Here is a 23,477-nt window from a genome sequence, read left to right as displayed (position 1 = left end):
GCCACAAGCCCAACATCTTTTTTTGCACTTTTCATATACAAAAAAAAGCTCATTGAAACGATTTTCAATGAACCATACATATCCTATTGATTATCTGTGAGTTACAAGGATTTTACCAACCATTTTTGTCCATTATATCTTTCTATTTTACTTGTATCATTTTCTTTTATCTGCTTTGGACAAAAAAGCAGTCTTTTTATAAATTCAAGATGGCTTAAAAGTGGTGAGTCTTGTTATGATACTCTTTACTTAGCCAGTCAATCTAACTTTGAAGAATATTACTGCGACACCAAATATAAGTCTTTTGGGAAATATAAACTTGTTGATGATACAATAACAATCAAGGCATATGAGACACATGATTTTATAAGAGAAACGTTTGGAAAAGACGCCAAAAAAATAACAGACTCTGCAGGACTTATATTAATTAGTACCACCAAGTATGTGATTATTAATTCAAAAGAAATTCAAAAAGTCTACTTTCAAGATTTAATTTCTGGATATGAATCTAGAAGGGCAGGCTGGAAATATTCAAAAATTGATGCCTCAAAGGAAGACTAGAAGCCTACTTCCTATAAGTGTTCACCCAACCTTAATCCCCACAATTAATATACTCAAATTCTACTTCATTGCTACTGCCGCTTACTGAAAGCATGGTAGGCAGTCCGTTTTGATTATATTGATAGTCATACCGCTGAGAAGAAACTTTATTGTAGATATTGACAATATTGTTCTTTGAAAAGAATTTAATATCTACCATACCAATATTGGCGAAAAAGGGAAAGTACAACCCGTCCCATGGGCTTTCACTGTCATCATATTCAAATGCTATGTCCTCCGTTTGTGTTATTATAGACTGGTCTTCAATATCATAATTAAACTGTTTGTAGTTTACTACATTGCCACTATCATCAAGGAAATAGTCAGCATATCCATACTTCAATTTATCGCCACTTTTGGCCTCCCAATTAAGCTCATCTCTAATTACGGCTCCATCATAGGTAATAACATGGGTCAATGTAACCCCTGAGTCAGAGAAGTATTTCTCAACTTTAACCAGCCTGTCATTTTCCAAATAAACCAGAATAAGTGGCACAGTAGTGTCATCGGATAAATCATCAATAGCTACCTGATTCAAAGGATATTTAAACCCATAGGTTACCAGGGTTTTGTATTTACCTCCCTCCTTAAACTGTTCCTTCATCTGGTAAATTTTACCTCCGGAAACAGTTTCCAACAACAAACTACCCGTTTGGTCATATACTATCCTCCTCAGCAAGCAGTTAGTGCCAGGCTGTCCGTCCTCTTCAGAGCATGAAACTGTGAATAGCAACAGAGTAATGAAACAGAGCGTGAGTGTCTTTTTGATTTTCGTTTTCAATAATTAGATGATTTAGTCAATGAAACACTCACTTTAACTCAAAGGTTTAGATATTAACCATCACCTCACCGTTTCCAGGCAATGTGTGTTCATTATCGAAAATGAATATGTTCAATGACTCTGAAGAGTCATTTGTAATAATAACATGCTCCTTAGTAGCCTTGATGGTCAGGTTGCGTTCTCTAAATTTGATGGAAAATGCATAACCCTCCCACTGATCTGGAAGATAAGGACTGAAGTACAATCGTTCATTCCTTACACGCATACCTGCAAAACCTTTAGCGAAGGCCATCCAGGTACCAGCCATTGAGGTAGTATGGCAGCCGTCTTCAGTATCATTATTATAATCATCAAGATCGAGACGAGCAGTACGGATGTACATCTCATACGCCTTTTCTTTCCTGCCCAACTTAGACGCAAGTATAGCATGCACACATGGCGATAAAGATGACTCATGAACGGTCATAGGTTCATAGAAATCAAAATTTCTTTCTATGGTATCCAGATCAAATTCGTCTTCAAACAAATAAATGCCTTGCAATGTGTCGGCCTGCTTTATAAAACAAGACCTCAGTATTCTGTCCCATGACCATTTTTGATTAATAGGCCTTTCAGAAGCCGGCAGGTCTTTGGTTTGAATTAATTCCTTATCAAGAAAACCATCCTGTTGTAGAAAAATACCTCTCTCCGCATCGAAGCCAAAGTACATTTCATCAACAATGTGTTGCCATTTTTTGGTTTCTTTATCAAGGTCAAACTTGATCTTATCCAACAATGCTGCCAGTTTAGCATCACCTTTATGTTTCTCAAGACCCTGCAATGTATATTTCAAAGTCCATACCGCCATTTTACTGGTGTACCAGTTATTGTTGACATTGTTTTCATATTCATTGGGACCGGTCACACCCAGCATCACATACTTTTCTTTGTCCATTGACCAATTAACACGCTGCGCCCAGAACCTTGAAATACCAATTAAAACCTCCAAGCCATAGTCCAGAAGGTAATCATGGTCGCCATGATAGTTGATGTAGTCATATATTGCGTAAGCTATGGCACCATTCCTATGGATTTCCTCAAAGGTAATTTCCCACTCATTATGGCATTCCTCGCCATTCATGGTCACCATAGGGTAAAGCGCAGCTCCATTAGTGAATCCTAACTTCTGCGCGTTTTCAATGGCCTTTTGCAAATGCTTGTAGCGGTATAGCACCAGATTACGGGCCACTTTTTGATCTGACGTAGCAAGGTAAAAAGCAAGGCAATATGCTTCTGTATCCCAATATGTACTACCTCCATATTTCTCCCCAGTAAATCCTTTAGGTCCAATGTTCAATCTTTCATCAGCTCCCGTGTAGGTCTGGTTCATCTGAAAAATATTGAACCTTATACCCTGTTGAGCGGACACATCCCCGTCAATAATGATATCACTCTTCTCCCACTTCTTGGCCCAGGCAGCAACATGTTCAGCAAGTAACTGGTCAAAGCCTGCTTTTGCAGCATCCGCTACTGCTTCAGCACAAACCTTTGATAGCTCCTTCTTTTCATGATACATAGACGAAATATTTGCGGCATATTTATAAATGGTGAAAGACTCGCCTTCTTTAATATTTCCCGTCTCAGTAACCTCGACATATTTCTCACGATCAGCAGTTGTTCTACCTGAAGAAACCCATCCACCATCAATATTAAACTGCATACCTGTAGCCACCCAAAAGTCGGTCTTTTTGGTGCTGGACATCACAAATGAAAATGTATCGGACGCTTTCTTATCCTGCTCTACCCAGAACTTTTCATCATAATTAGAGTCAGCATTAATCACATCAAAATCGACATAAGGCGTTACTTTTGCCTTCCCAGAAAAATTCAGAGGAGTAACTGTATAGGCTATCGCTCCTATTTTTGTTCTAACCATGCTGGTAATTCGGGTTGAACTGACCTTCACTGACTTTCCACTCGGCAAAGTAGCCTTGAAAGAGCGTTTGAGCCAGCCTTCATTCATATTCAGTTCCCTTCTAAAATCTGATACTTTGCAGTCATGCAAGTCAAGTACTTCTCCATCAAACTCAATATTGATGCCTATCCAGTTGGCAGCATTAAGCACTTTGGCAAAATATTCCGGATATCCGTTTTTCCACCAGCCTACTCTTGTTTTATCAGGATAGTAAACACCTGCCACATAATTCCCCTGAAGGGTCTCTCCGGAATATTTCTCTTCAAAATTGGCGCGCTGGCCGAACATTCCATTTCCAATACTAAAAATGCTCTCTGAAATCTGATTGAGTTTAGGATCAAATCCTTCCTCAATTATTGACCATGGGTCGTGCTTAATGTAGTTTTTCATTTATAAATTTCTTAAAATCCCTAAGTTCATTTTAGTAAGGTCTGGCACTATCACATCTGCGGCTCCTAAAACAGACGGGTCGCCAACGCCAACACATTTCATGCCTCCTCTTTTGGCAGCTTCCACACCGGAAATTGCATCTTCCAGTACTACACATTCTTCTGGCTTAATACCAAGCTTTGCTGCGCCTTTTAGAAAAACTTCCGGGTCTGGTTTGGAATGCGTCACTTGATTGCCATCTACAATGGCATCAAATGTAGTGTCTAATCCAACTGCCTTTAATATGGTTGGCGTGTTTTTACTGGAAGACCCGATAGCTGTGGCAATGCCATTATCTTTTAATTGCTGAATAAAGTCAAGCACTCCAGGCAAGATATCCTGAGGCGTCATTTTCGAAATTATTTCAACATAAATGTTATTCTTCCTGGTGGTATAGTCAGCTATTTCATTTTCAGATTTAGTCACATTGCCGAGCTCAAGAATTTTGAGCATAGATTCAGTGCGACTGAGGCCTTTTAGATGTTCATTGTCTTCTTCTGTAAATGGAATATTCAATTCATCGGCCATGGCTTTCCATGCCACGTAATGGGCTGGTACGGTATCAACAATAACTCCATCCAGGTCAAAAATACACGCTTTAGGTAAACTCATTTGAAATTTGGGTAGTGAAGCTGCATGAGTGCTTCTGTCTCGTTTAGGTTTTTAAATACTTCAAAGTTGGTGCCCTGCGTCCTTTGCGCTCCCAGCGCATTGGCATACATGGCAGCAACGGCAAAGTTATCTTTTCCGTCTTTTAAACCATACCCTAAACCTCCTGCAAACGAATCTCCACAACCCGTAGTGTCAACCACATTTTCCATAAATATAGAAGGGACGAATTCCTCTATAAGCTCACCGTTTTTCTTGGTATAAACTTTACATCCAGTGGCATCTGTAGTGATAATTAATGCTCTTGGCCCCTTATCCAAAATGTAGTCCGCCATTGGCCTTAAATGATCCTGACCAATTTCCTCCAAATTACCCGTAAGCTCATGCTCCTCATACTCATGCCTGAACCACGTACACCACGACTCTTCAAGGTTCATTTTCAAAACATCAATAAAAGGCAGCCATTGATCCCTTTCCACCCAAAATTTTTTATGACGATGGCCGCTTATTGTCATGGTATGCGTTGGCCCGTGGCCATCAAAAATTATCAGGCCTTTGCTGTTTTTCTTTATATAGCTTAATGTTTCCAATGCTATTTCATGATCAGTTATAGGCACGAATATAAATGCATCACAATCCAGAAATGGCTCCACATCAGCCGGCATTATTGGCAGCATGAAAGCGGTCTGCTTTTCTTCCCTGAAATTCTGATCTAAAAACCTAAGTTTAATAATATCACCAGTATCCGAGTCATCCCTCACACCCGACATATCAATAGCAGGATACTTGCTGAAAATTTCCCTGATTGGGGGCATGTCCATTTTTCTGACATGGGAAATTGGATAAACCGTGCCTTCCCCATTTAATAACTGAGCCACACCAATTGTTGGATGAGTGATGCATCCGTACTTCTCTATTACGTCTCCGCGATGAGTGGTTATGTGGTCGCGTGGAATAGGACCAACAACCGCTAATTTGTATTTTTTAGCCATAATGTAACTTACCAAATAATCAGGCAAACCGCAATCGATTGCCTTCTATAGACTATCAAAAAAAGAGTTAAATTGATTTTTTTGTAGTTTAAACAAATTGGAAGAGGGGTTGTTTAACTAAGCCTTGGCCAGCTCTTTAATAGCTTTGACAAAGGCATCCAATTCCTCAAGAGTGGTATAAACATTAGGTGTAACCCTAACCCCTAAAACACCGGCCTCGGGTCTGTAAATGGAGACTGTCCAAATTTTATGATCCTCCATTAGTTTCTTAGCCAGATCATGAGGTTCCATCCCTTTTATACCCACATTACCTATTGCCCCGTGCTTTGCCATGTCTTCGGGGGTGTTGACAATTACATTATCTACATTGCGCACTTTACTGGTCCAGTAATGCTGTAAAAACTTAAGCCTTGCTTCCTTTCGCTGACTGCCAATAGCATTATGATAGTCAATGGCATTGCTTATGGCCAAGTGGGTATGGACAGGATGTGTACCTGTGTGATTCAATCTAAAAATATCATCAGCAGGCGTCTTCCATTGCGCCATAAGCGGCCAAATTTTACTCACTTTTTCCTTCTTCACATAAAGAAATCCTGCACCTAGCGGCACGCTTAGCCATTTGTGAAGGCTTGTACCATAATAATCACAATTCAGGTCATCCAGCTTAAAATCGAGATGAGCAAAAGCATGGGCACCATCAACCATGACCTCCACCCCTTTCTCATGAGCCATGTCACAGATTTTCTTTACTGGCAATACCTGTCCAGTGATATTGATGAGATGGCAAATCATTAAAAGCTTAGTCCGCTCGGTAATGGCATCGGCATAAAGTTGAACAATCTCTTCATCAGATTTGGGATGATTGGGCACAGATACCACCCTGGTAACAATGCCATACCTTTTCTCCATCAAACGGAACTGGTCTTGCATAGAGCCATAGTCCTGCTCGGCCATAATGGCCTCATCGCCTTCTTCCCAATCCTGTCCTGCTATTATCATATCCAATGATTCAGTGGTATTTCTGGTAATGATCAGCTCTTCATCGCTACAGCCTGCCAAGTCAGCAAGTTTCTTGGTAACTGCTTCCTGATTGTCCCATTGCACAGTTCGCATATAATAAGAGCCCTGCAGGTTGACTTCCCGAATATGAGAAATATAATGCTCCAAAGTTTCCTGAGGCATAAAGCAGTAGTAACCATTCTCAAGATTGATATAGTCCTCTTTTAGTTTATATCCTCCTCGTATCTTTTTCCAAAACTCTTCATCACCAGCCAAGTCATTAGGAGAAATGGCTGACACCTGTTCTACTATTTCTTCAATGTGTTTTAATGAAAAAGGAATGCCCAAACTAAGGGCTGACATATTCTTAATAAAGGCTCTTTTATCCATAGTATAAAATTTATGGATAGAAGGTAATTATAATATCAGGTAAATCAAACTTGTTTTTGAACGAGTGTCAGATAAACTGCTCATAAAGTGATGGTTCTATTCTTTTGGGCCGAAAGGTTTTTCCGTCTAAAGCGCACCATAGTGTTTTGGCTGAAATAAGTTGCTGCCCTTTTTCATTCTTGATCACCACATTTCTTGGCATTTTAACACCATTGGCTTCTTCAACCCAGGTTTCGCATTCCAGCAAATCGCCTTCAAATGCAGGTTTGTGGTAATCAATCTCATGACGGAGCACTACCCATACCACCTCCTTTTGTAGGTCAGCAGTTGCGAATGATTTCCAATGTGCTTCTGCGGTCTCTTGGACATAACGCAGATAGACAACATTGTTAACATGCCCCATTTGGTCTATATCTTCTGGCTGAACTGTAATTTGATGTTTGAACCTCACGTTATTCAGTTGTTTACTAATTGCCAATCTACAAAAAAGATGAGTTTACACTTACGTTATAACCGCTTTTAAACAATTAAATATCCTGCTCAATAACATTTACCGCTTATCAAAATATGACATTTTATAGCTCAACTTGGGGGGTGAATTAATTAAATTACAACTCCAAAAAACTAAACCTAAACATATGAAGAGACTCATACTTTTTATTTGCCTTTTCTCTTCTCTTTATTCGACCTCATACGCGCAGGAGACTTTCCCCCGCAATGATGTTCGCGACCATAGAGAAGGAGCTTATGCTTTTACTAACGGAACCATAGTCGTTGACTATCAAAACACGGTTCAGAATGGTACAATGCTCATCAGAGATGGCAAAATCGAACAGGTGGGCAGCGGTATTTCTATACCTGCGGGCTACACCATTATTGACTTGAAGGGTAACTATGTTTATCCTTCGATCATTGACCCATACACCAACTACGGTATGCCTAAAGAAGAAGGTCGTGGTGGATTTTCATGGGGAGGCCCAGAACAGATCTTTACGAAAACCGAAGGTCCTTATAATGGCAATGAAGCCATTAAAGCTGAATTTAATGCTGCGGAGAATTTTACTATAGATAAAAAGACTGCTTCAGGACTTAGGGAAAACGGATTTGGCTCAGTGCTTACCTTCAGAGCCGATGGTATTGCGAGAGGTACTTCAGCTCTTGTTACACTTGACGAATCTTCTGATAACAATGTGGTGCTGAACTCAAACGCAGCAGCTCATTATTCTTTTACAAAAGGAAGCTCTAAGCAGTCTTACCCGATTTCAACTATGGGTTTTATTGCATTAATGAGACAAACCCATTTAGATGCGAAATGGTATGGAACCTTAAACCCTCCACCTTTCAAGGATTTGTCATTGGAAAGCTTTAACAAAGCCCAGTCTTTACCTCAGATTTATGATACCAAAGGATGGTTAGAGATTTTGAGAGCGGATAAACTAGGTGATGAATTTGGCGTGCAGTACATCATCAAAGGTGGTGGTGACGAATACCAAAGAATAGCCGAAGTTAAAGCGACAGGAGCCAAACTTATTATTCCATTAAATTACCCTGCTGCATTTGATGTAGACAACCCACTAGATGCCAAAGAAGTATCGCTTGCGGATATGAAACACTGGGAATTAGCCCCAAGCAATGCCGCTGCTTTAGCTAAAAACGGAATTGAATTCGCGTTTACAGCAGATGGACTATCATCAGCTAAGGACTACTTGCCAAATGTAAGAAAGGCTATTGAATACGGATTATCAGAACAAGCGGCACTTAAAGCAATGACCTACACGCCAGCTTCTCTTTTAAGAGCTACCAATCAGGTGGGTAGCCTTGCAAAAGGAAAGCTTGCCAACTTTATCATTACCTCAAAATCTATTTTTGATGATAAGGCCAGCATTCTTGAAAACTGGGTACAGGGAAACAGATATGAGTTCAAAGCTCTTGAAAGCCCTGATTATGCAGGCAAATATGACCTGAAAGTGGGTAATGATACTTACAAAATGGAAATTTCAGGAGATGTTGGAAGTCAGTCTGCTAAGTTAGTGATCAACGATAGCACTGATGTTAAAGTAACCAGCACTTTTGGTGACGATCTTGTTGATTTAACTTTTTCACCAGATGGAGAAGAAGGTCTTGTTAGATTATCAGGCTGGTCTTCTGCTAATGGTTTTAGCGGCAAAGGCCAATTAATAAACGGAAGCTGGATAAATTGGTCTGCTACCAAAACTGGTGACATTGAAGCTAAAGAAAAAGAGGACAGCAAAAAAGAAGCTGCTGACCTAGCATTGGGAAATGTTATCTATCCTTTTGTTGGACATGGTAATGAAACCAAGCCGACTCAGGAAACTATCCTTATCAAGAATGCTACCCTTTGGACCAATGAAGCTGAAGGCATTGTAGAAAACACAGACATTCTTCTAAAGGATGGTAAGATTGCTCAAATCGGAAAAGGTCTTTCTTCATCAGGTGCACGAGTTATTGATGCCAAAGGCAAGCATGTAACTTCAGGCATTATTGATGAGCATTCCCACATTGGAGCGTCTTCAATTAATGATATAGCAACTAACTCTGGAATGGTGAGAATTGGAGATGTTATTGACCCTACTGACGGTCATATCTACACTTCACTTTCTGGTGGTGTCACAGCTGTTCAGATATTACATGGTTCTGCTAACCCTATTGGTGGACAATCAGCATTGATCAAGCTTCGTTGGGGTGCGAGTCCTGAGGAAATGAAAATCAAAGGTGCTGATGGATATATCAAATTTGCCCTGGGTGAAAATGTTAAGAGAAGTAGCAATCCTGCTTCTGTTAGATTTCCACAAACAAGAATGGGAGTTGAGCAGGTTTATGTAGACGCTTTCTCCAGTGCCTTGGAATACAAGAAAAAGTGGGACGCATACAACGGACTTTCTTCTAAAGCAAAAGCCAGTGCCACTGCACCAAGAAGGGATTTGGCAATGGAAACCATGAACGAAATTCTAGAAGGTAAAAGGTTTATCTCTTGTCACTCTTACGTGCAGTCTGAGATTAACATGTTAATGAATGTTGCTGACAGGTTTGACTTCAGGGTAAATACATTCACTCACATTTTGGAAGGTTATAAAGTGGCTGATAAAATGGCTGAACATGGTGTTGGAGCATCTACCTTCTCTGACTGGTGGGCTTACAAGTGGGAAGTGCGTTATGCCATCCCTTACAATGCTGCTATCATGCACAATGCAGGCGTTACAACAGCCATTAATTCTGATGACTCAGAAATGGGAAGAAGATTGAATCAGGAAGCTGCTAAATCAATAAAGTATGGTGGAATGAGTCAGGAAGATGCATGGAAAATGGTAACGTTAAACCCAGCTAAACTTTTACATCTTGACGATAGAATGGGAAGTTTGAAAGTTGGTAAAGATGCTGATGTAGTTATCTGGACTGATAATCCATTATCAATATACGCCAAAGTAGAATCAACCATTGTCGATGGAACGGTTTATTATGATGCACAAAAAGAAATGGCTATGGTTGACTGGATTGAGAAAGAAAGAGCTCGATTGATTCAGAAAATGAAAGCTGAAAAACAAGGTGGTGGTAAAACACAGAAGCCTTCAGGAAAATACAAGGAAGCATTCCATTGTGATGATTTAACTGTTGACCTTAACTTCTTAAATGACTAAGACAATGAAAAGAATTTATATATACATCATAGCGTTTTTAGTAACAACACAGTTGGTGGCTCAAGTGCCACAACCGGTTGGCCCGCAATCGCAGCCTATTTTGTTAAAAGGTGGAATTGCACACTTAGGAAATGGTCAGGTGATCAACAACTCCATAGTTGGTTTTGAAAATGACAAGCTTACTATTGTAGCAGATGCCAGCAGCAATGCAGATGTTTCCAAATACAAAGTGGTTGACATTACAGGTCAGCATGTTTATCCAGGCTTTATACTCCCTGATTCACAATTGGGAATAGCAGAAGTTAGCTCAATCAGGGCCATGGATGATACTGACGAGGTTGGCGATATGTCTCCTAATGTAAGATCATTAGTAGCTTACAACACAGACAGTAAAGTGCCCCCTACTTTGAGATACAATGGAATAATGGTTGCTGAGTCTACTCCTACCGGAGGCAGAATATCTGGCACATCATCAGCCATGAACCTTGAAGGCTGGAACTGGGAAGATGCTGCTTTGAAAGCTGACATTGCTGTGCATATGAACTGGCCAAGCAGAATGTCAAGAAGATTTGATTTTGCGACTTTTAGTGTAAAAAGAGAACCTAATAAGGATTATAGCAATCAGGTGGATGAAGTTGATGCATTCTTCAAATCTGCATTCTCTTACAGCAAATTAGCCAGCAAGGAAAGAAACCTTAAGCTAGAAGCTATGGGTGGCCTATTTACAGGTGAGAAAGTATTGATGATCCATGCCAATGGCGCTAAAGATATTATAGAATCTGTAAAACTGGCGCAAGCTAATAGTGTTAAGAAAATTGCGGTTGTAGCTGGTGTTGCTGCGCTTGATGTTAGCGAATTCTTAGCCACCAACAATATACCTGTTATCTTACCAAATGTACATGACTTACCTGATGGTGATGATATGGACGTTTATCTTCCATTTAAGTTACCAGGTCTATTGACCAAGGCTGGAGTTACTGTAGCACTATCTCATAACGGTATGATTGCCAGAGCGCGTAACCTGCCTTTCTACGCAGGATCTTGTGTTGCTTATGGTATGGAAAAAGAAGCGGCATTGAGTTTAATTACTGCTAACCCTGCCAAAATATTAGGCATTGATAGCGAAGTGGGTACGCTTGAAGTTGGAAAAAGAGCGACATTGTTTGTTTCAAAAGGCGATGCTCTTGATATGATGACCAATAACTTAAGTCATGGTTTCATTGATGGTAAAGAGATAGTACTTGACAACGAGCAACAGATGTTATTTGAGCGTTACAGCGAAAAGTACAGCAAGAAGTAAAATCTTGTATTAAGAAAAATGCCTACCAGATATCTGGCAGGCATTTTTTATTTCATCAGTTTTAAAATAATTGATATAGCTCGTAGAGCACGATCATTACTAAAATAAACACAATCAAAAAAAAGTTATCAGCTATTCTACTTCTCAAATTCATCGTTGGCTACAATTTTAGTTCGTTTTACATGTTGCCTTCTTTATTGAAGGGGTGATTTTTTTGGTAACATAGTTTTCGCCACACTTAATGCAATCAATGGCACTGGACAACTCCTGAATAAAGTCATCAATTAACAAATAAGCCTTTTGCTCTGTCTCCAGTAAAGATTCTATAAATATGTTATTCTCATATTCACCCAGTATTATTAAAGGATACTCCATTAACCATGAGTTTCTCAATGGGTTGAGCCCATATGATGAGCTGTCATAAATAAGTATGGCATCCACTTCAAAAGTGTTTGTAAGCAGAGATAGGTTGGCGTTGAACCAGGCATTCTTATAATTCTCAAGGTTGAGTAAATTATGCAAATGTTGGTTCTTACTTATTAATAAAAGATCTACCTTCTCTGTCATATCTACTGCAAATGTAGATAGGCAAGGTGATGATTATTTAAGCTTAAATGCGTAAATCAGGAAATACGTGAATCACGTAGAAGCAGGCCAAAAACTACACCAGGTCATCAAAAAGCCGATTTTTAATGGCGTAAAGTACCAGTCCGGTAGAATTTTTAGATCCTGTTTTTTCCATCAGGTTTCTTTTATGAACTTCCACAGTCCTTACGCTAATGAAAAGTTTATCGGCAATGTCATTATTAGACTGCTCATCTAATATCATTCTGTAAATCTCCTTTTCTCGAGGAGTAAGTGGTGTGAGGCCAGTAGTTTTAGGCTTTCGTTTGGCCATGTTGTTCATCACTGTCTGTGCCACTTCGTTGCTATAGTAAAGTTCATCTTCCATAACGGTATTGATAGCGTCAAGCATTTCCTCTTCGTTGCAACTTTTTAGAATATAACCTCTTGCGCCTGCATCCATCATAGATTTTATGTGCTGGTAGTCGTTATGCATCGTTAGCGCTAGCACCTTTACATCATCAAATTCAGTTGTAATAATTTTAGCAGCCTCTATGCCATTCATTTTTTCCATGTTGATGTCAATCAGAACAAGATCAACATTATCATTATTTTTTAAGAAATCAATGGCCTCAGTGCCATCACTACCCTCACCAATAATGTTAAATGCTGCATGATTATTTAGATAGAGTTTGATACCGTCCCTTACTATCTTATGGTCATCAACTATCAGAATGTTAATTTTCTTCATGGAAATAATGTTTTTTGGTTGGTATTTCGACAGTTATGGTCGTGCCATGCCCAGCGCTAGAATCTATGATTGCATCTCCTGAAAGCAATTGAGCTCTATGCCTGATACTGTCCAGTCCGAAACTTTGCGACTTATTATTGGATCCTATATTAAAACCCTTACCATCGTCTTCAGCAGATAGAACAATAATGTCTTCATATGCCATAAGCTGAACTGTAACAGTTTTTGCCTTAGCATGCTTTAAAATGTTATTAATTGATTCCTGTACAATCCTATAAAGGTGAATACCAATATTGTTGGATAGGGCATTATCCTTTATATTATGATAAAAGCTAAATGCAGTCTCAGAATATTCGTTGAGATCAGCAATGAGACTTTCAATAGACAGAATGACACCAAAATCTTCAATACTTTTAGGCATCAGGTTATGAGATATTTCCCTGGTTTCACCAATGGCCTGCTTCAGATATTCAAGTCCAATCATGAGCCTGTCCTCAACATCGCTGCCCTTGTCTACTTTTGATTTGAGGGCATTAAAGTTTAAAGATACTGTTGTTAGCTTCTGACCTAAACTATCATGAAGCTCTTTGGCAATTCTGCTGCGCTCCCTGTCTTCAGTTTCTATTATGGTTTGAATTATCCTCTCCTCCGCATGGACTCGGTCCGTGATGTCTGTTATAAAACCTTCCAAGTAACCATTACCAACTTCCTGTCCTTTGTCATAAACCCATTTACTACCAGCAGGGCTATTGATTTCATAAACCAATTGATAAGCCCGTTTTTCGCTTACGGCACTTTGTACCTCTTTATTGATTTTTTCCTTGTCGCTATCTTTAATCAATTCAAAAATAGTGCGCTTGCCCTTCACAAAATCTTCAGGAGAGTAACCAGTTAGCTGCATACTTCCATTACTGACAAAAGAAAGTGCATAGTTATCTTCATAAGAACCTCGATAAACCATACCGGGGATATTAGACATCAATGTTAGAAGTCGCTCCTGACTTTTCCTTACAGCTATTTCCGCCTTTTTTCGCTCATCTATATCTACATGGGTACCTATTAACCTAAGCGCCTTACCATCCCGCATTCTGGAGATCACTTTGCCATGTACCAACAGCCATTTGTAAACGCCATTCTTAGTTTTAATACGATATTCCGTTTCATAAAAGTCGGTCTCTTCTTTAAGATGAGCACTTAATTTGGACTGTGCATCTTCAATATCCTGAGGGTGAATATTCTTAAAAAACTCCTGAACATCATTTGACATTTCGGCTACATCATAACCCAACATCTCGGCTTGATAATTATTAAAAACAAGTTTTCCATCTTCAATATTCCAATCCCAAAGCCCTTCCCGAGCACTTTCAATTGCCAAAGAAAGTCGCTCTTCATTTTCTACCTGATTAGTAACATCAAATAATAATCCGTCAATCACATATTCTCCATTACTCAATTGGGTAGGTTTAAATCTGATAGATACCCATTTGCTCGTACCCTTATACTCAATGGGAAGTTTCATTTCACCTGGTTCCTGTTTTTCAAAGGTTTCTTTGATCACTGATCTTGAGTATTGTATAAACTCATCGGATAGGACATCCCGTCCTTTAATATTGTATTTCTCTATATCCTCTTGCGTAATACCCAAATACTTTTCGCTGTTTCCACTGATATGCTGTAGGGTGAATTCCTCATCTGTACCTAATCTAAATAGCATGCCGGGAAGGTTGTCTATAATGGACTGGAGTTGTTCTCTACTGGCCAGCAATTCCTTTTGGGCATTATAGTAGTCAGACACATCAATAATAAACATGAAGCTGTACTTAACCCCTTGGATAAGAAGTGGGCTAATTACACATTCGCAATAAAATAAGGATCCATCTTTTCTTTTGGTGACTATCTCCCTTTCCCTTCCAAAATGTAGTTCTTCACCCTTTTCATACAAATCCTTCCTTACACCATTAAGGAGGTGCCAATATTTCTCTGGTATAAACTTCTCCGCAGTTTCGCCAATAATCTCTTCCTGTTCGTATCCAAAATAACTTGTAAAACGCTTATTAACTTTTTCAATCTTGCCATCCTTAAACAAAACAATGGCAGCTAAATTACTTTCATAAACACGTTCAAGTACATCTACAGCATATTCAAGTTGCAAGTTTGTAGAGCGCTCCTCTGTTATATCCTGAGCCACATAAAGCACATACTCTATCTCATTGTCTTTAAGAATTGGAATCAAAGATGACTGTGACAAGCCCCTATGACCGTCAGGTGCCTTAAACTGTTCCTCGTATTTAACAGTCGCTTTGGTTTCAAAAAGAGTATTGATTTTATCGAACCTGAACGCTCTTTCCTCCTGAGTAAGCTCCAGCACTTTGTCATAAAGAAAGTATATGGGCTTGCCTAACACCTCTTTTTCTAAAAACCTGGTATGTTGCTCTATTGATTGTATAAAAGTTTCTGGCAGTCTAATGATAGTCAGCTGATCTCCTTCCTTTTTAAGAAGAGCTATAAAATCATTGGTGTTCTCATAGATCAATGAAAGGGTCTTCTCTTTTTCCTCAAGAATATCAAGTGCTTTCTTCAAGCTGGCTTCCTGAAGCTTTTTTCGGACAGTAGTAAACCAAAATATCACCAGACCGACCTGAACAACCAGACCAGTAATGATAAAAATATGACTTATATCTAGATTCATAAATTGGCTATGCAGTCTAAAAATTAATTAATTATCATCTAAACACCCTGCTTTTCAGGCAACTACGTAAATCACGTATTTTTCGAATTACGTAATAAAGCTTAAAAAACTGTTTACATATCCCCTCACATTTGCAAAGAATTAAAAATAACCAAGTTAAAAAATGAAAACTACTACTATCGCTAAACTTATCATCGCCCTATGGATTACATCCGCCCCATTGTTGGCACAGACAGGTGAAAACAAAGTAAAATCATTGTTTGTCTACAATTTCACAAGATACATCCAATGGCCACAGACTGAGCAAGATGTTATCATAGGGGTTTTAGGACATGATGCAGATCTTATGGCTGCTTTTAATGAGATGGCAAGTAAAAAAACAGCTACTGGAGGCAAGATAATAATCAAAGAATTTAGCAACCCTGCTGAATCTGGAAATTATCATATGGTGTACATACCAGCAAACAATAGCAAAGTGATTAGTCAACTATCTAACCTCAATAAAACTTTAATTGTCACCGAAAAACCTGGGCTAGCCCAAGCAGGTAGCGATATAAATTTCATTAATAAAGATGGAAAAATCCGCTTTGAAATGAACATTGCTAAAATTGACAATACAGAGCTTAAGGTTTCAAGCCAATTGAAAAGTTTAGCAATTGCCATCTAATTAAATCAAACTATCAAATACCAATACCATGAAAAAATTATTATTATCATTCAAAATTGTAGCCTTAATGGCGCTGGCACTTCCTTCGCTGGCACAAGAGGGTGAGGACTTATTTGAGTTAAGTCTTGAGGAATTAATGGATATAGATATATACTCTGTATCAAAAAAAGCTGAATCATTGTTCGAAGCTCCTTTATCAAGTTCTACGCTTACAAAGGAAGAGATTTATAGCGCAGGTGCTACCAGTATCCCTGAAGCACTTCGTTTGATGCCTGGCCTTATCGTTAGGGAAATGACTAACGGTTCTTATGATGTTCACTTAAGAGGTTTTGACAACATCAACAGATATGGTGACGGAACATCCTCTGCCAACCAAATTACTTTGGTAATGATTGACGGACGCCCTGTGTTTAACTACAACCTTGGTGGCACAAACTGGGAAGCCCTTCCTGTAGATCTTATTGACGTAGAAAGAATTGAAGTTGTTAGAGGGCCATCTGCTCCTCTTTACGGACCAAATGCCGTGGCTGGTGTAATTAATATTATCACCAAAAATATTGATCAGGAAGGTGTTGTTGTAAACACTAACATCGCTTCAGGAACAGACAATACAACTGTTGGAGGATTAAGACTAGGTTACAAATTCAATGAAAAACTATCTGCTCAGGTTTCTGGTAACTTCCAGTTAAGAGACAGACAGGATGATGAAATATTCCTATACGGAATCGATGATTACGGAACTCCAAATTCAAATGATTTTGAAACTGCTGTTGATAGAAAAGGAGTAAACCTTATGCTTGACTATGCCGTTGCGGAAGATTTTAATATTGGATTGCAAACAGGTCTTCAGAGAGCTGAAGTGGTAAAGCCTTTTTCGCAAAATGGAACTACTCCATTTTCAACTTCAATTTATGAATCAGAATACGTGAACTTGTCATTGAACAAAGGCGGATTAGCAGGAAGGTTTTCTTACACAACTGGATTTGACAACCTAAATAAAGGTGCTCAACAAGTGTTGCTTCAGTATGATTATTCAATAATTGATGCCAACCTGGAGTACAACTGGAATATTTCAGACAAATTCTCTCTACGCCCAGGCTTTAGCTACCAAAGTGCTGCATACAACAACGAAGACTATGTTGACATTACTCAAGGAACTATAGGTGTATTTCAAGGCGAGCAAACTGTAGAAAATTTCGCTGGGTCTTTAATGGCCGACATTGAGTTGACTGAAAAATTGAGACTTGTAGCTGGTGGTAGAGTAGATAAATTCAACTCACCTGATGAGGCATATTTCTCCTATCAATTTGCAGCTACATACGATATCAATGATGCTAACTTGTTAAGAGCTGTTGTTTCAAAATCTAATAGCGGTTCATTTATCGGCCCTAACTTCTTAGATGTTCAGTTACCTGCCGCTAACCTTTATTATCAGGGAGATCAAAACCTGGACCTTTTCCAAATTCAAATGTATGAACTTGGTTACAGAACCAAGTTGAGCAGCAAGTTTGAGTTAAACTTTGAATTGTTCAGACAAGAAGCAAAAAACACAAATGCTCTTGTGGCTCAGTTCCCTCAGGCTCCTTACACGTTTGGTGGTGACTACTTTGTTTATCAAAACATGCCAGCTGAGTCAGTGCAGAATGGGATAACAATCTCTGCAAACTATGTAGCTAGTACAAAATTGCAGTTGAAGCCATTCTTGACATTCCAGAAAACTGAGACAGATAACGTTGCATCTTCTCAAACATTTTTAGGTCTTGATGATCTTAGTAATGTAGAAAATGATCAAACTCCTGCTGTTTTTGGTGGACTTTATTTGAACTACAAAGCCACTGATAAGCTGACGATTAACTTAAACCCTTACTACACTAGTGAGCAAAGCCAATATAGCTTTTATAATAGCTCACTAGGAAATCCGGCAACAACTGTAGGTGAGATTGACAGCAGATTGATTTTAAATGCAAAAGTTAACTACAAGTTGAGCAACAAGTTTGACATCTATGTTAACGGCAGAAACTTATTAAACCAAGAGAAAAGCGAGTTCTTAGGTACAGACAGAACATCAATGATGTTGATGGCTGGCCTTAGAGCTAACCTCTAAAAGATCTTCATTATGTAGTGTTTAGGTGAAGTTGATAGTTTAAGTCCCGGAGTGGTTACCGGGACTTTTTTCGTTTATATACTTTCTATTCTTTCAGCGGTCTTGTAAGGAATAAAATATTGGGTAATTTAATCCAAATTTTTTCTTGTATGGAACTCGCACTTTGGGATTATCTAATCATTATTATATTCATTGCCATCACACTTTTTATTGGTCTAAAATTCAGAAAAGAGGCCGGTAAAGATATCAGCAGCTTCTTTCTCGGTGGCAGGAACCTGCCGTGGTACATTGCAGGTATTTCTATGGTGGCCACCACATTTGCCGCTGATACTCCATTGGCCGTAACAGAACTAGTTGCTCAGAATGGTATAGCAGGCAACTGGCTATGGTGGAACATGTTGGCAGGTGGAATGCTTACCACATTTTTCTTTGCCAGGTACTGGAGGCGCGCTGAAGTCCTTACCGACATTGAGCTCATTGAAATGAGGTACAGCGGTAAACCAGCTAAATTCTTAAGAGGCTTTCGCTCTATATATTTTGGGGTTTTTATGAATGTGCTGATCATTGGCTGGGTTAACGTTGCCCTAATGTCATTATTAAAAGTTTTTTTTGATATTCCTGACAATCAGCTTTTGTGGTATGTGGCAGCTGCTATGATATTGGTTTCCTCCTACTCGGCCATGTCCGGATTATTGGGTGTTGCCTTTACTGATGTTATACAGTTTGGTATTGCCATGATTGGTAGTATCATTTTGGCCGTATTGGTGCTTAATTCAGATGAGATTGGGGGTATTGATAACCTGAAAGCTAATTTACCAGAAGGCACCTTGTCATTTTTTCCTGCAGTAGGAAGCGAAGGCAGCGGAACGATGCTCGCCCTTGGTGTTGGTAGTTTCTTTGCTTTCATTGGTGTTCAATGGTGGGCAAGCTGGTACCCAGGTGGTGAGCCTGGTGGTGGTGGTTACATCGCCCAACGTATGATGAGCACCAAATCAGAAAAGGACGCCATTTACTCCACCTTATTCTTTCAGATCGCTCACTACTGCATTCGTCCTTGGCCATGGATTATTGTGGCTTTATGTGCTGTAATCTTATACCCTGACCTCAGTGCCGCAGATAGCAAGCTTGGCTACGTCATGGCCATGAAGGATTTCCTTCCTACAGGACTCAAAGGATTATTATTGGTAGCTTTCTTTGCTGCTTATATGAGTACAATATCCACCCAACTTAATTGGGGAAGCAGTTATCTGATCAACGACTTCTATCAGCGATTCATCAACCCTGAAGCTGATAATAAATTATTAATTAGGGCATCGCGAATTGGAACCATTGTTATCATGTTTATTGCTCTGTTTGTCACCTCACAGATTAATTCTATTTCAGGAGTTTGGGCATTTATTGTAGAGTGCGGTGCCGGGTTAGGCCTTGTTATGATTTTGAGATGGTACTGGTGGCGGATTAATGCCTGGACAGAAATAGTAGCCACCATAGCACCTTTTGTAGGGTACGGATTGGCAAAATTTGTATTCATTAATTTTGACCCTGCCTGGGGAAAGGGAATTGGTGAAGACCCAAGAAGCTTCTTTTTCACTGTTGGATTGACTACGGTAGCCTGGATCATTACGGCATTTGTTACGAAACCAACAGATAACACCGTTCTAAAAAACTTCTTTGATAAGATAAACCCTGATGGTAACTGGAGACCATTCAGAAAAGAGTCGAATGGAAAGCGGATTATGCAACTTGGTATCTGCTGGATCAGCGCTATCATATTTGCATATAGTGTGCTTTTCTTTACAGGCAGCATTATCCTTAAAGAATTTGCCGATGCAGGTATTTATGCAGGCTTGATATTTATTTCATTTATGATTTTAAGAGCCGTATCGGAGAAGGTTAAGATTTTTAAGGATTAATTAATTATCGTCTCTTCGACACGAAACGCAGTGTAGTGAGAAGTCTCCTAAAGGTTAGATGAAGTGTAATGAGGAGATGTCTCACTCCGCTTCGCTCCATATCGACATGACGTAAATGAAAAGCTAATTATCAAAAATCCCAGTCTCATGGCCATCCAGACTCACTGTATTTTTCTCTTTCCAATAATCGCGAATACCCTCCTCTCCTTTCTTATCAGCCCAGTCTTTAAGGACGGTCCGCTCCTCTTTAAAGTCCATAAAAGGAACTGCGAAACCACATGAGGTTTGTACCAAATTGACATCAATTTCTATAATCTGGCGTGCACCCGCAGATGTTGAAAAAAGATCAACATATTTTTCAAACGCTGCATCTCTTTCATGATAAACTTTGGCCTTTCCATATAACCTTAAAATCAAAGGCTTGCCTTCAAAAGCGCAAAACATGATGGTAATACGGTTCTCATTTTGCAAATGTGTAGCCGTCTCATTGCCACTTCCGGTAAGGTTTAACCACACCACCTTGTTTTCATTTATTACCCTTAAAGAATCCATGCCTTTAGGTGAAACATTCACCGTGCCTTCGGCCATGGCAGTGCCAACAAAAAAAATCTTTTGCTGCTCAATGAAAGATTGTAACTCGGGGGTGATAGATTCAAGTTTCTTGCTCATTGTTAGTTGGTTAATGAAGTCTCAAGTTAAAACCCAATTTTCAAATAAAGGATTCATTTAGTAAATTACTTTTCCTAATTCCAAACCCATGTCAGAGAATAAAACCAAAGAAACCGACCTATCTGTTACCGATTTCATTAACAGTGTTGAAGATGAAACCAAGCGCAATGACTCTGATTATCTTGTAAAGCTAATGCAGGAAATCACAGGTAGCGAACCAAAAATGTGGGGAACCAGCATTATTGGTTTTGGTAATTATCATTACAAATATGATAGTGGCCGCGAGGGTGATTTTATGAGGGCTGGGTTCTCACCAAGAAAGACGGCACTAACACTTTATATCATGGCTGGTTTTTCTCATTATGATGAGCTCATGAAAAAACTAGGGAAGTATAAGACAGGGAAATCATGTCTTTATGTTAAAAAGCTTGCAGATATAGATATGAATGTTCTAAGAGAATTAATTGAAGCATCTGTAGCTTTTATGAATAAGCGTTATCCTGAATAAGCTATTCTACCACCTTACCACTAAAGAAGCTCAAATTTCCTGCTATGGGGTTGCCATCCGTTCTTCTCATGCTCACTATCTGCCCAACGTGCCAAAGGCAATCTGCAATTGGGCCATTCAAGTGGTTCCAAAAAGGATACTCTACCTTACCATTTCTCCCTTCATAAATGATTTTCATGTTTTCCAGATCATCTGACTTTTTCAATGTTCCACTGGCCTGATAAAGGTTATTAAGTGTCAATTCGCGCATCTTTGCAAAAGTCAATGTGGTATCTGCACGTTGATTTACTGTATTGGTAGTAGCATTGACCACCATAAATGACATTTCATAAATATGCTGTACCGTTTGGCCTATGGTCCGCCCATCTTTACTCGGTTTGAAATTCAAATTAGATTCTGTCAGCCCGTCTGTAGCCCAGTAAAATCTAAATCCCAGACCATCAATTAACCTTGCTGCTACCGTACCAGCACTATATTTTTCAGGATTTGGAGGGACTTCACGATAAGGCAATGATGCTTGTGCTAACATAGTGGTAGAGATAAAAAGCAAACCAATGACCGCGATCATTTTTGAGTTTGTATTCATAATATTTTGAGTTTAACCAGTAGAAATTTAGTAAGAATATCCTCATAATCAATAGTATGCAGCCATAAAGGGCTTTGCAAGATTGTTTTTTTTACTATCTTGTTACATGCTAAGTCTAGAATTGGCCAAGATTTTGGAAGCTGAAAACTACAAATTCAGCCAAACTCAGAGCCTGATAACATTTAACAGGCCTTCTGCTCTGATCACCTTATGGAAGATCATGTCAGCGGTTCTCATTATAGCCCTTCCCCTACTTTCAATCTATACAAATATCACATTAGTGACCATTGCAAGTTTTGTATTATTTGCAGCGCTTTATAAGTTGCTTACCGATACGGAAGTGCCGCTGGAGGTGGAAATTAACCTGGCAGCAAAAACGATTAGGCTAAAAAGCGCAACAGGTATTAAAAGTGAACTGGTTAGGTTCGATGACATTGCCAATCTTCGTGTTTCTTCTTTTGAGGAGTTTCAAGATGCCAATGCCTTTAAAGATTCTGTATCCAAAATGCAGTATTTCATTGATATAGAATCAAAACACTACAAGCATTCGATCATAAAATTCACAAAAACAGCTCCCAAAACAGTGCATCAAATAAAAGATGATTTTAAGGCTATGTTTGGAATACTTGAACCTGTTAAGGCTTCCTAATGTTGAGAACTTAGTTCTATCAGCTAATATTGATGCATGAAGATTTTTATTAAAAACATGGTTTGTAACCGCTGCATTATGGCGGTAGAGCAACTGTTTGAATCAGTGGGCGTAGAAATCAATGACATTCACCTTGGTATGGTCGACACCAAAGAGCAGTTAACGCCAGAGCAGTTAAACATCATAACTACAAAACTTTTAGACATAGGATTTGAGCGTATTGATGACAAAAAAAGTCAAATCATAGATAAAATTAAAACAACTGTTATTAAGCTTGTCCATCATACAGGAGATCAGCTCAAAACCAACCTGTCAGACTATCTCGCAGAAAAATTGAATTATGATTACCACTACCTTAGTAATATATATTCTGAGGTAGAAGGCACCACCATTGAGAAATTTTATATAGCCCAACGCATTGAAAAGGTAAAAGAACTGCTCGTTTATGATGAATTGACTTTAAGCGAAATCGCTTTTAAGCTTCATTATTCCAGTGTAGCCCATCTAAGCAGTCAGTTTAAAAAAGTTACTGGCCTTACTCCAAGCTACTTCAAAAATATCCGCGCTGAGAAGCGTAAGCCTCTGGACAAGGTGTAAATCTTGAAAATGATTATCAAAATCATATAACACACTGACTCCATATTCATTCGACATTTGTATCATAATT

The 23,477-nt window shown here is 39.0% G+C and carries 20 protein-coding genes; 9 read left to right on the top strand and 11 right to left on the bottom strand.

The window, feature by feature from the left end; genetic code table 11:
- The first annotated feature begins 96 nt into the window (after positions 1 to 96).
- On the top strand, positions 97 to 561 hold the full coding sequence (locus RIB54_RS18375) for a hypothetical protein (RefSeq protein WP_350102259.1): 465 nt from the start codon (positions 97 to 99) through the stop codon (positions 559 to 561).
- A 31-nt stretch (positions 562 to 592) separates the two neighbouring features.
- On the opposite strand, the gene RIB54_RS18370 is transcribed toward RIB54_RS18375, so the two are convergent.
- From RIB54_RS18370 to RIB54_RS18345, 6 genes are all read right to left on the bottom strand, one after another.
- Complete coding sequence (locus RIB54_RS18370) at positions 593 to 1,381, bottom strand: hypothetical protein (protein ID WP_350102258.1); 789 nt, start codon at positions 1,379 to 1,381, stop codon at positions 593 to 595.
- Positions 1,382 to 1,427: 46 nt separating this feature from the next.
- Positions 1,428 to 3,725 (bottom strand): family 65 glycosyl hydrolase domain-containing protein, encoded by a 2,298-nt coding sequence (locus tag RIB54_RS18365; RefSeq protein ID WP_350102257.1) that lies wholly within the window; start codon positions 3,723 to 3,725, stop codon positions 1,428 to 1,430.
- Entirely contained in the window at positions 3,726 to 4,376 is a 651-nt protein-coding gene (gene pgmB / locus RIB54_RS18360; protein ID WP_350102256.1) for a beta-phosphoglucomutase, read from the bottom strand.
- Positions 4,373 to 5,365, bottom strand: a complete 993-nt coding sequence (locus tag RIB54_RS18355; RefSeq protein ID WP_350064339.1) for a carbohydrate kinase family protein — start codon at positions 5,363 to 5,365, stop codon at positions 4,373 to 4,375. The genes pgmB and RIB54_RS18355 overlap by 4 nt, the downstream gene beginning before the upstream one ends.
- 117 nt (positions 5,366 to 5,482) lie before the next feature.
- A complete protein-coding gene (locus RIB54_RS18350) occupies positions 5,483 to 6,754 on the bottom strand; it encodes an aminotransferase class V-fold PLP-dependent enzyme (RefSeq protein WP_350102255.1) in 1,272 nt (423 codons plus the stop codon).
- A 67-nt stretch (positions 6,755 to 6,821) separates the two neighbouring features.
- Positions 6,822 to 7,205: an acyl-CoA thioesterase gene (locus RIB54_RS18345; RefSeq protein WP_350102254.1), complete on the bottom strand. Its 384-nt coding sequence runs from the start codon at positions 7,203 to 7,205 to the stop codon at positions 6,822 to 6,824.
- A gap of 187 nt (positions 7,206 to 7,392) precedes the next feature.
- Here RIB54_RS18345 and RIB54_RS18340 point away from each other — a divergent pair, with 187 nt between their 5' ends.
- On the top strand, positions 7,393 to 10,410 hold the full coding sequence (locus tag RIB54_RS18340; RefSeq protein WP_350102253.1) for an amidohydrolase family protein: 3,018 nt from the start codon (positions 7,393 to 7,395) through the stop codon (positions 10,408 to 10,410).
- A 4-nt stretch (positions 10,411 to 10,414) separates the two neighbouring features.
- The gene (locus tag RIB54_RS18335) at positions 10,415 to 11,710 is read left to right on the top strand and encodes an amidohydrolase family protein (RefSeq protein WP_350102252.1); all 1,296 of its coding nucleotides are present in this window, start codon (positions 10,415 to 10,417) and stop codon (positions 11,708 to 11,710) included.
- Positions 11,711 to 11,878: 168 nt separating this feature from the next.
- Here the strand turns inward: RIB54_RS18335 and RIB54_RS18330 are convergent, their stop codons facing one another.
- The 3 genes from RIB54_RS18330 to RIB54_RS18320 form a co-directional block, all read right to left on the bottom strand.
- The gene (locus tag RIB54_RS18330) at positions 11,879 to 12,277 is read right to left on the bottom strand and encodes a hypothetical protein (protein WP_350102251.1); all 399 of its coding nucleotides are present in this window, start codon (positions 12,275 to 12,277) and stop codon (positions 11,879 to 11,881) included.
- Positions 12,278 to 12,371: 94 nt separating this feature from the next.
- The gene (locus RIB54_RS18325) at positions 12,372 to 13,025 is read right to left on the bottom strand and encodes a response regulator transcription factor (protein ID WP_350064351.1); all 654 of its coding nucleotides are present in this window, start codon (positions 13,023 to 13,025) and stop codon (positions 12,372 to 12,374) included.
- Positions 13,012 to 15,714: a sensor histidine kinase gene (locus RIB54_RS18320; RefSeq protein ID WP_350102250.1), complete on the bottom strand. Its 2,703-nt coding sequence runs from the start codon at positions 15,712 to 15,714 to the stop codon at positions 13,012 to 13,014. The genes RIB54_RS18325 and RIB54_RS18320 overlap by 14 nt, the downstream gene beginning before the upstream one ends.
- A gap of 163 nt (positions 15,715 to 15,877) precedes the next feature.
- Here RIB54_RS18320 and RIB54_RS18315 point away from each other — a divergent pair, with 163 nt between their 5' ends.
- From RIB54_RS18315 to RIB54_RS18305, 3 genes are all read left to right on the top strand, one after another.
- Positions 15,878 to 16,381, top strand: coding sequence for a YfiR family protein (locus tag RIB54_RS18315; RefSeq protein ID WP_350064354.1), 504 nt, complete (start codon positions 15,878 to 15,880; stop codon positions 16,379 to 16,381).
- A gap of 28 nt (positions 16,382 to 16,409) precedes the next feature.
- Positions 16,410 to 18,485 (top strand): TonB-dependent receptor plug domain-containing protein, encoded by a 2,076-nt coding sequence (locus RIB54_RS18310; protein WP_350102248.1) that lies wholly within the window; start codon positions 16,410 to 16,412, stop codon positions 18,483 to 18,485.
- Positions 18,486 to 18,634: 149 nt separating this feature from the next.
- Positions 18,635 to 20,398 carry a sodium:solute symporter family protein gene (locus RIB54_RS18305; RefSeq protein WP_350102247.1) on the top strand — a complete coding sequence of 588 codons (1,764 nt, stop codon included), beginning with the start codon at positions 18,635 to 18,637 and terminating at the stop codon, positions 20,396 to 20,398.
- A 123-nt stretch (positions 20,399 to 20,521) separates the two neighbouring features.
- Here the strand turns inward: RIB54_RS18305 and RIB54_RS18300 are convergent, their stop codons facing one another.
- Positions 20,522 to 21,067 carry a pyridoxamine 5'-phosphate oxidase family protein gene (locus RIB54_RS18300; RefSeq protein ID WP_350102246.1) on the bottom strand — a complete coding sequence of 182 codons (546 nt, stop codon included), beginning with the start codon at positions 21,065 to 21,067 and terminating at the stop codon, positions 20,522 to 20,524.
- Positions 21,068 to 21,155: 88 nt separating this feature from the next.
- On the opposite strand from RIB54_RS18300, the gene RIB54_RS18295 reads away from it, so the two are divergent.
- Complete coding sequence (locus tag RIB54_RS18295) at positions 21,156 to 21,575, top strand: DUF1801 domain-containing protein (protein ID WP_350102244.1); 420 nt, start codon at positions 21,156 to 21,158, stop codon at positions 21,573 to 21,575.
- A gap of 1 nt (position 21,576) precedes the next feature.
- On the opposite strand, the gene RIB54_RS18290 is transcribed toward RIB54_RS18295, so the two are convergent.
- Positions 21,577 to 22,161 carry a DinB family protein gene (locus RIB54_RS18290; protein ID WP_350102243.1) on the bottom strand — a complete coding sequence of 195 codons (585 nt, stop codon included), beginning with the start codon at positions 22,159 to 22,161 and terminating at the stop codon, positions 21,577 to 21,579.
- Positions 22,162 to 22,267: 106 nt separating this feature from the next.
- Here RIB54_RS18290 and RIB54_RS18285 point away from each other — a divergent pair, with 106 nt between their 5' ends.
- Complete coding sequence (locus RIB54_RS18285) at positions 22,268 to 22,810, top strand: hypothetical protein (RefSeq protein WP_350102242.1); 543 nt, start codon at positions 22,268 to 22,270, stop codon at positions 22,808 to 22,810.
- A 36-nt stretch (positions 22,811 to 22,846) separates the two neighbouring features.
- On the top strand, positions 22,847 to 23,407 hold the full coding sequence (locus tag RIB54_RS18280; RefSeq protein WP_350064310.1) for a helix-turn-helix domain-containing protein: 561 nt from the start codon (positions 22,847 to 22,849) through the stop codon (positions 23,405 to 23,407).
- Positions 23,408 to 23,477 lie beyond the last annotated feature (70 nt).

Origin of the sequence: Fulvivirga sp. (assembly GCF_040218215.1) — a bacterium.
In the GTDB taxonomy this organism is placed as follows: Bacteria; Bacteroidota; Bacteroidia; order Cytophagales; family Cyclobacteriaceae; genus Fulvivirga.
This window is presented reverse-complemented; position numbering and strand designations above follow the sequence as displayed.

Excerpts from the sequence above, each read along its gene's own strand:
- RIB54_RS18365 (WP_350102257.1), bottom strand. The coding sequence starts at position 3,725 with ATGAAAAACTACATTAAGCACGACCCATGGTCAATAATTGAGGAAGGA.
- pgmB (WP_350102256.1), bottom strand. The coding sequence starts at position 4,376 with ATGAGTTTACCTAAAGCGTGTATTTTTGACCTGGATGGAGTTATTGTT.
- RIB54_RS18355 (WP_350064339.1), bottom strand. The coding sequence starts at position 5,365 with ATGGCTAAAAAATACAAATTAGCGGTTGTTGGTCCTATTCCACGCGAC.
- RIB54_RS18350 (WP_350102255.1), bottom strand. The coding sequence starts at position 6,754 with ATGGATAAAAGAGCCTTTATTAAGAATATGTCAGCCCTTAGTTTGGGC.
- RIB54_RS18340 (WP_350102253.1), top strand. The coding sequence starts at position 7,393 with ATGAAGAGACTCATACTTTTTATTTGCCTTTTCTCTTCTCTTTATTCG.
- RIB54_RS18335 (WP_350102252.1), top strand. The coding sequence starts at position 10,415 with ATGAAAAGAATTTATATATACATCATAGCGTTTTTAGTAACAACACAG.
- RIB54_RS18330 (WP_350102251.1), bottom strand. The coding sequence starts at position 12,277 with ATGACAGAGAAGGTAGATCTTTTATTAATAAGTAAGAACCAACATTTG.
- RIB54_RS18325 (WP_350064351.1), bottom strand. The coding sequence starts at position 13,025 with ATGAAGAAAATTAACATTCTGATAGTTGATGACCATAAGATAGTAAGG.
- RIB54_RS18320 (WP_350102250.1), bottom strand. The coding sequence starts at position 15,714 with ATGAATCTAGATATAAGTCATATTTTTATCATTACTGGTCTGGTTGTT.
- RIB54_RS18315 (WP_350064354.1), top strand. The coding sequence starts at position 15,878 with ATGAAAACTACTACTATCGCTAAACTTATCATCGCCCTATGGATTACA.
- RIB54_RS18310 (WP_350102248.1), top strand. The coding sequence starts at position 16,410 with ATGAAAAAATTATTATTATCATTCAAAATTGTAGCCTTAATGGCGCTG.
- RIB54_RS18305 (WP_350102247.1), top strand. The coding sequence starts at position 18,635 with ATGGAACTCGCACTTTGGGATTATCTAATCATTATTATATTCATTGCC.
- RIB54_RS18300 (WP_350102246.1), bottom strand. The coding sequence starts at position 21,067 with ATGAGCAAGAAACTTGAATCTATCACCCCCGAGTTACAATCTTTCATT.
- RIB54_RS18295 (WP_350102244.1), top strand. The coding sequence starts at position 21,156 with ATGTCAGAGAATAAAACCAAAGAAACCGACCTATCTGTTACCGATTTC.
- RIB54_RS18290 (WP_350102243.1), bottom strand. The coding sequence starts at position 22,161 with ATGAATACAAACTCAAAAATGATCGCGGTCATTGGTTTGCTTTTTATC.
- RIB54_RS18285 (WP_350102242.1), top strand. The coding sequence starts at position 22,268 with ATGCTAAGTCTAGAATTGGCCAAGATTTTGGAAGCTGAAAACTACAAA.
- RIB54_RS18280 (WP_350064310.1), top strand. The coding sequence starts at position 22,847 with ATGAAGATTTTTATTAAAAACATGGTTTGTAACCGCTGCATTATGGCG.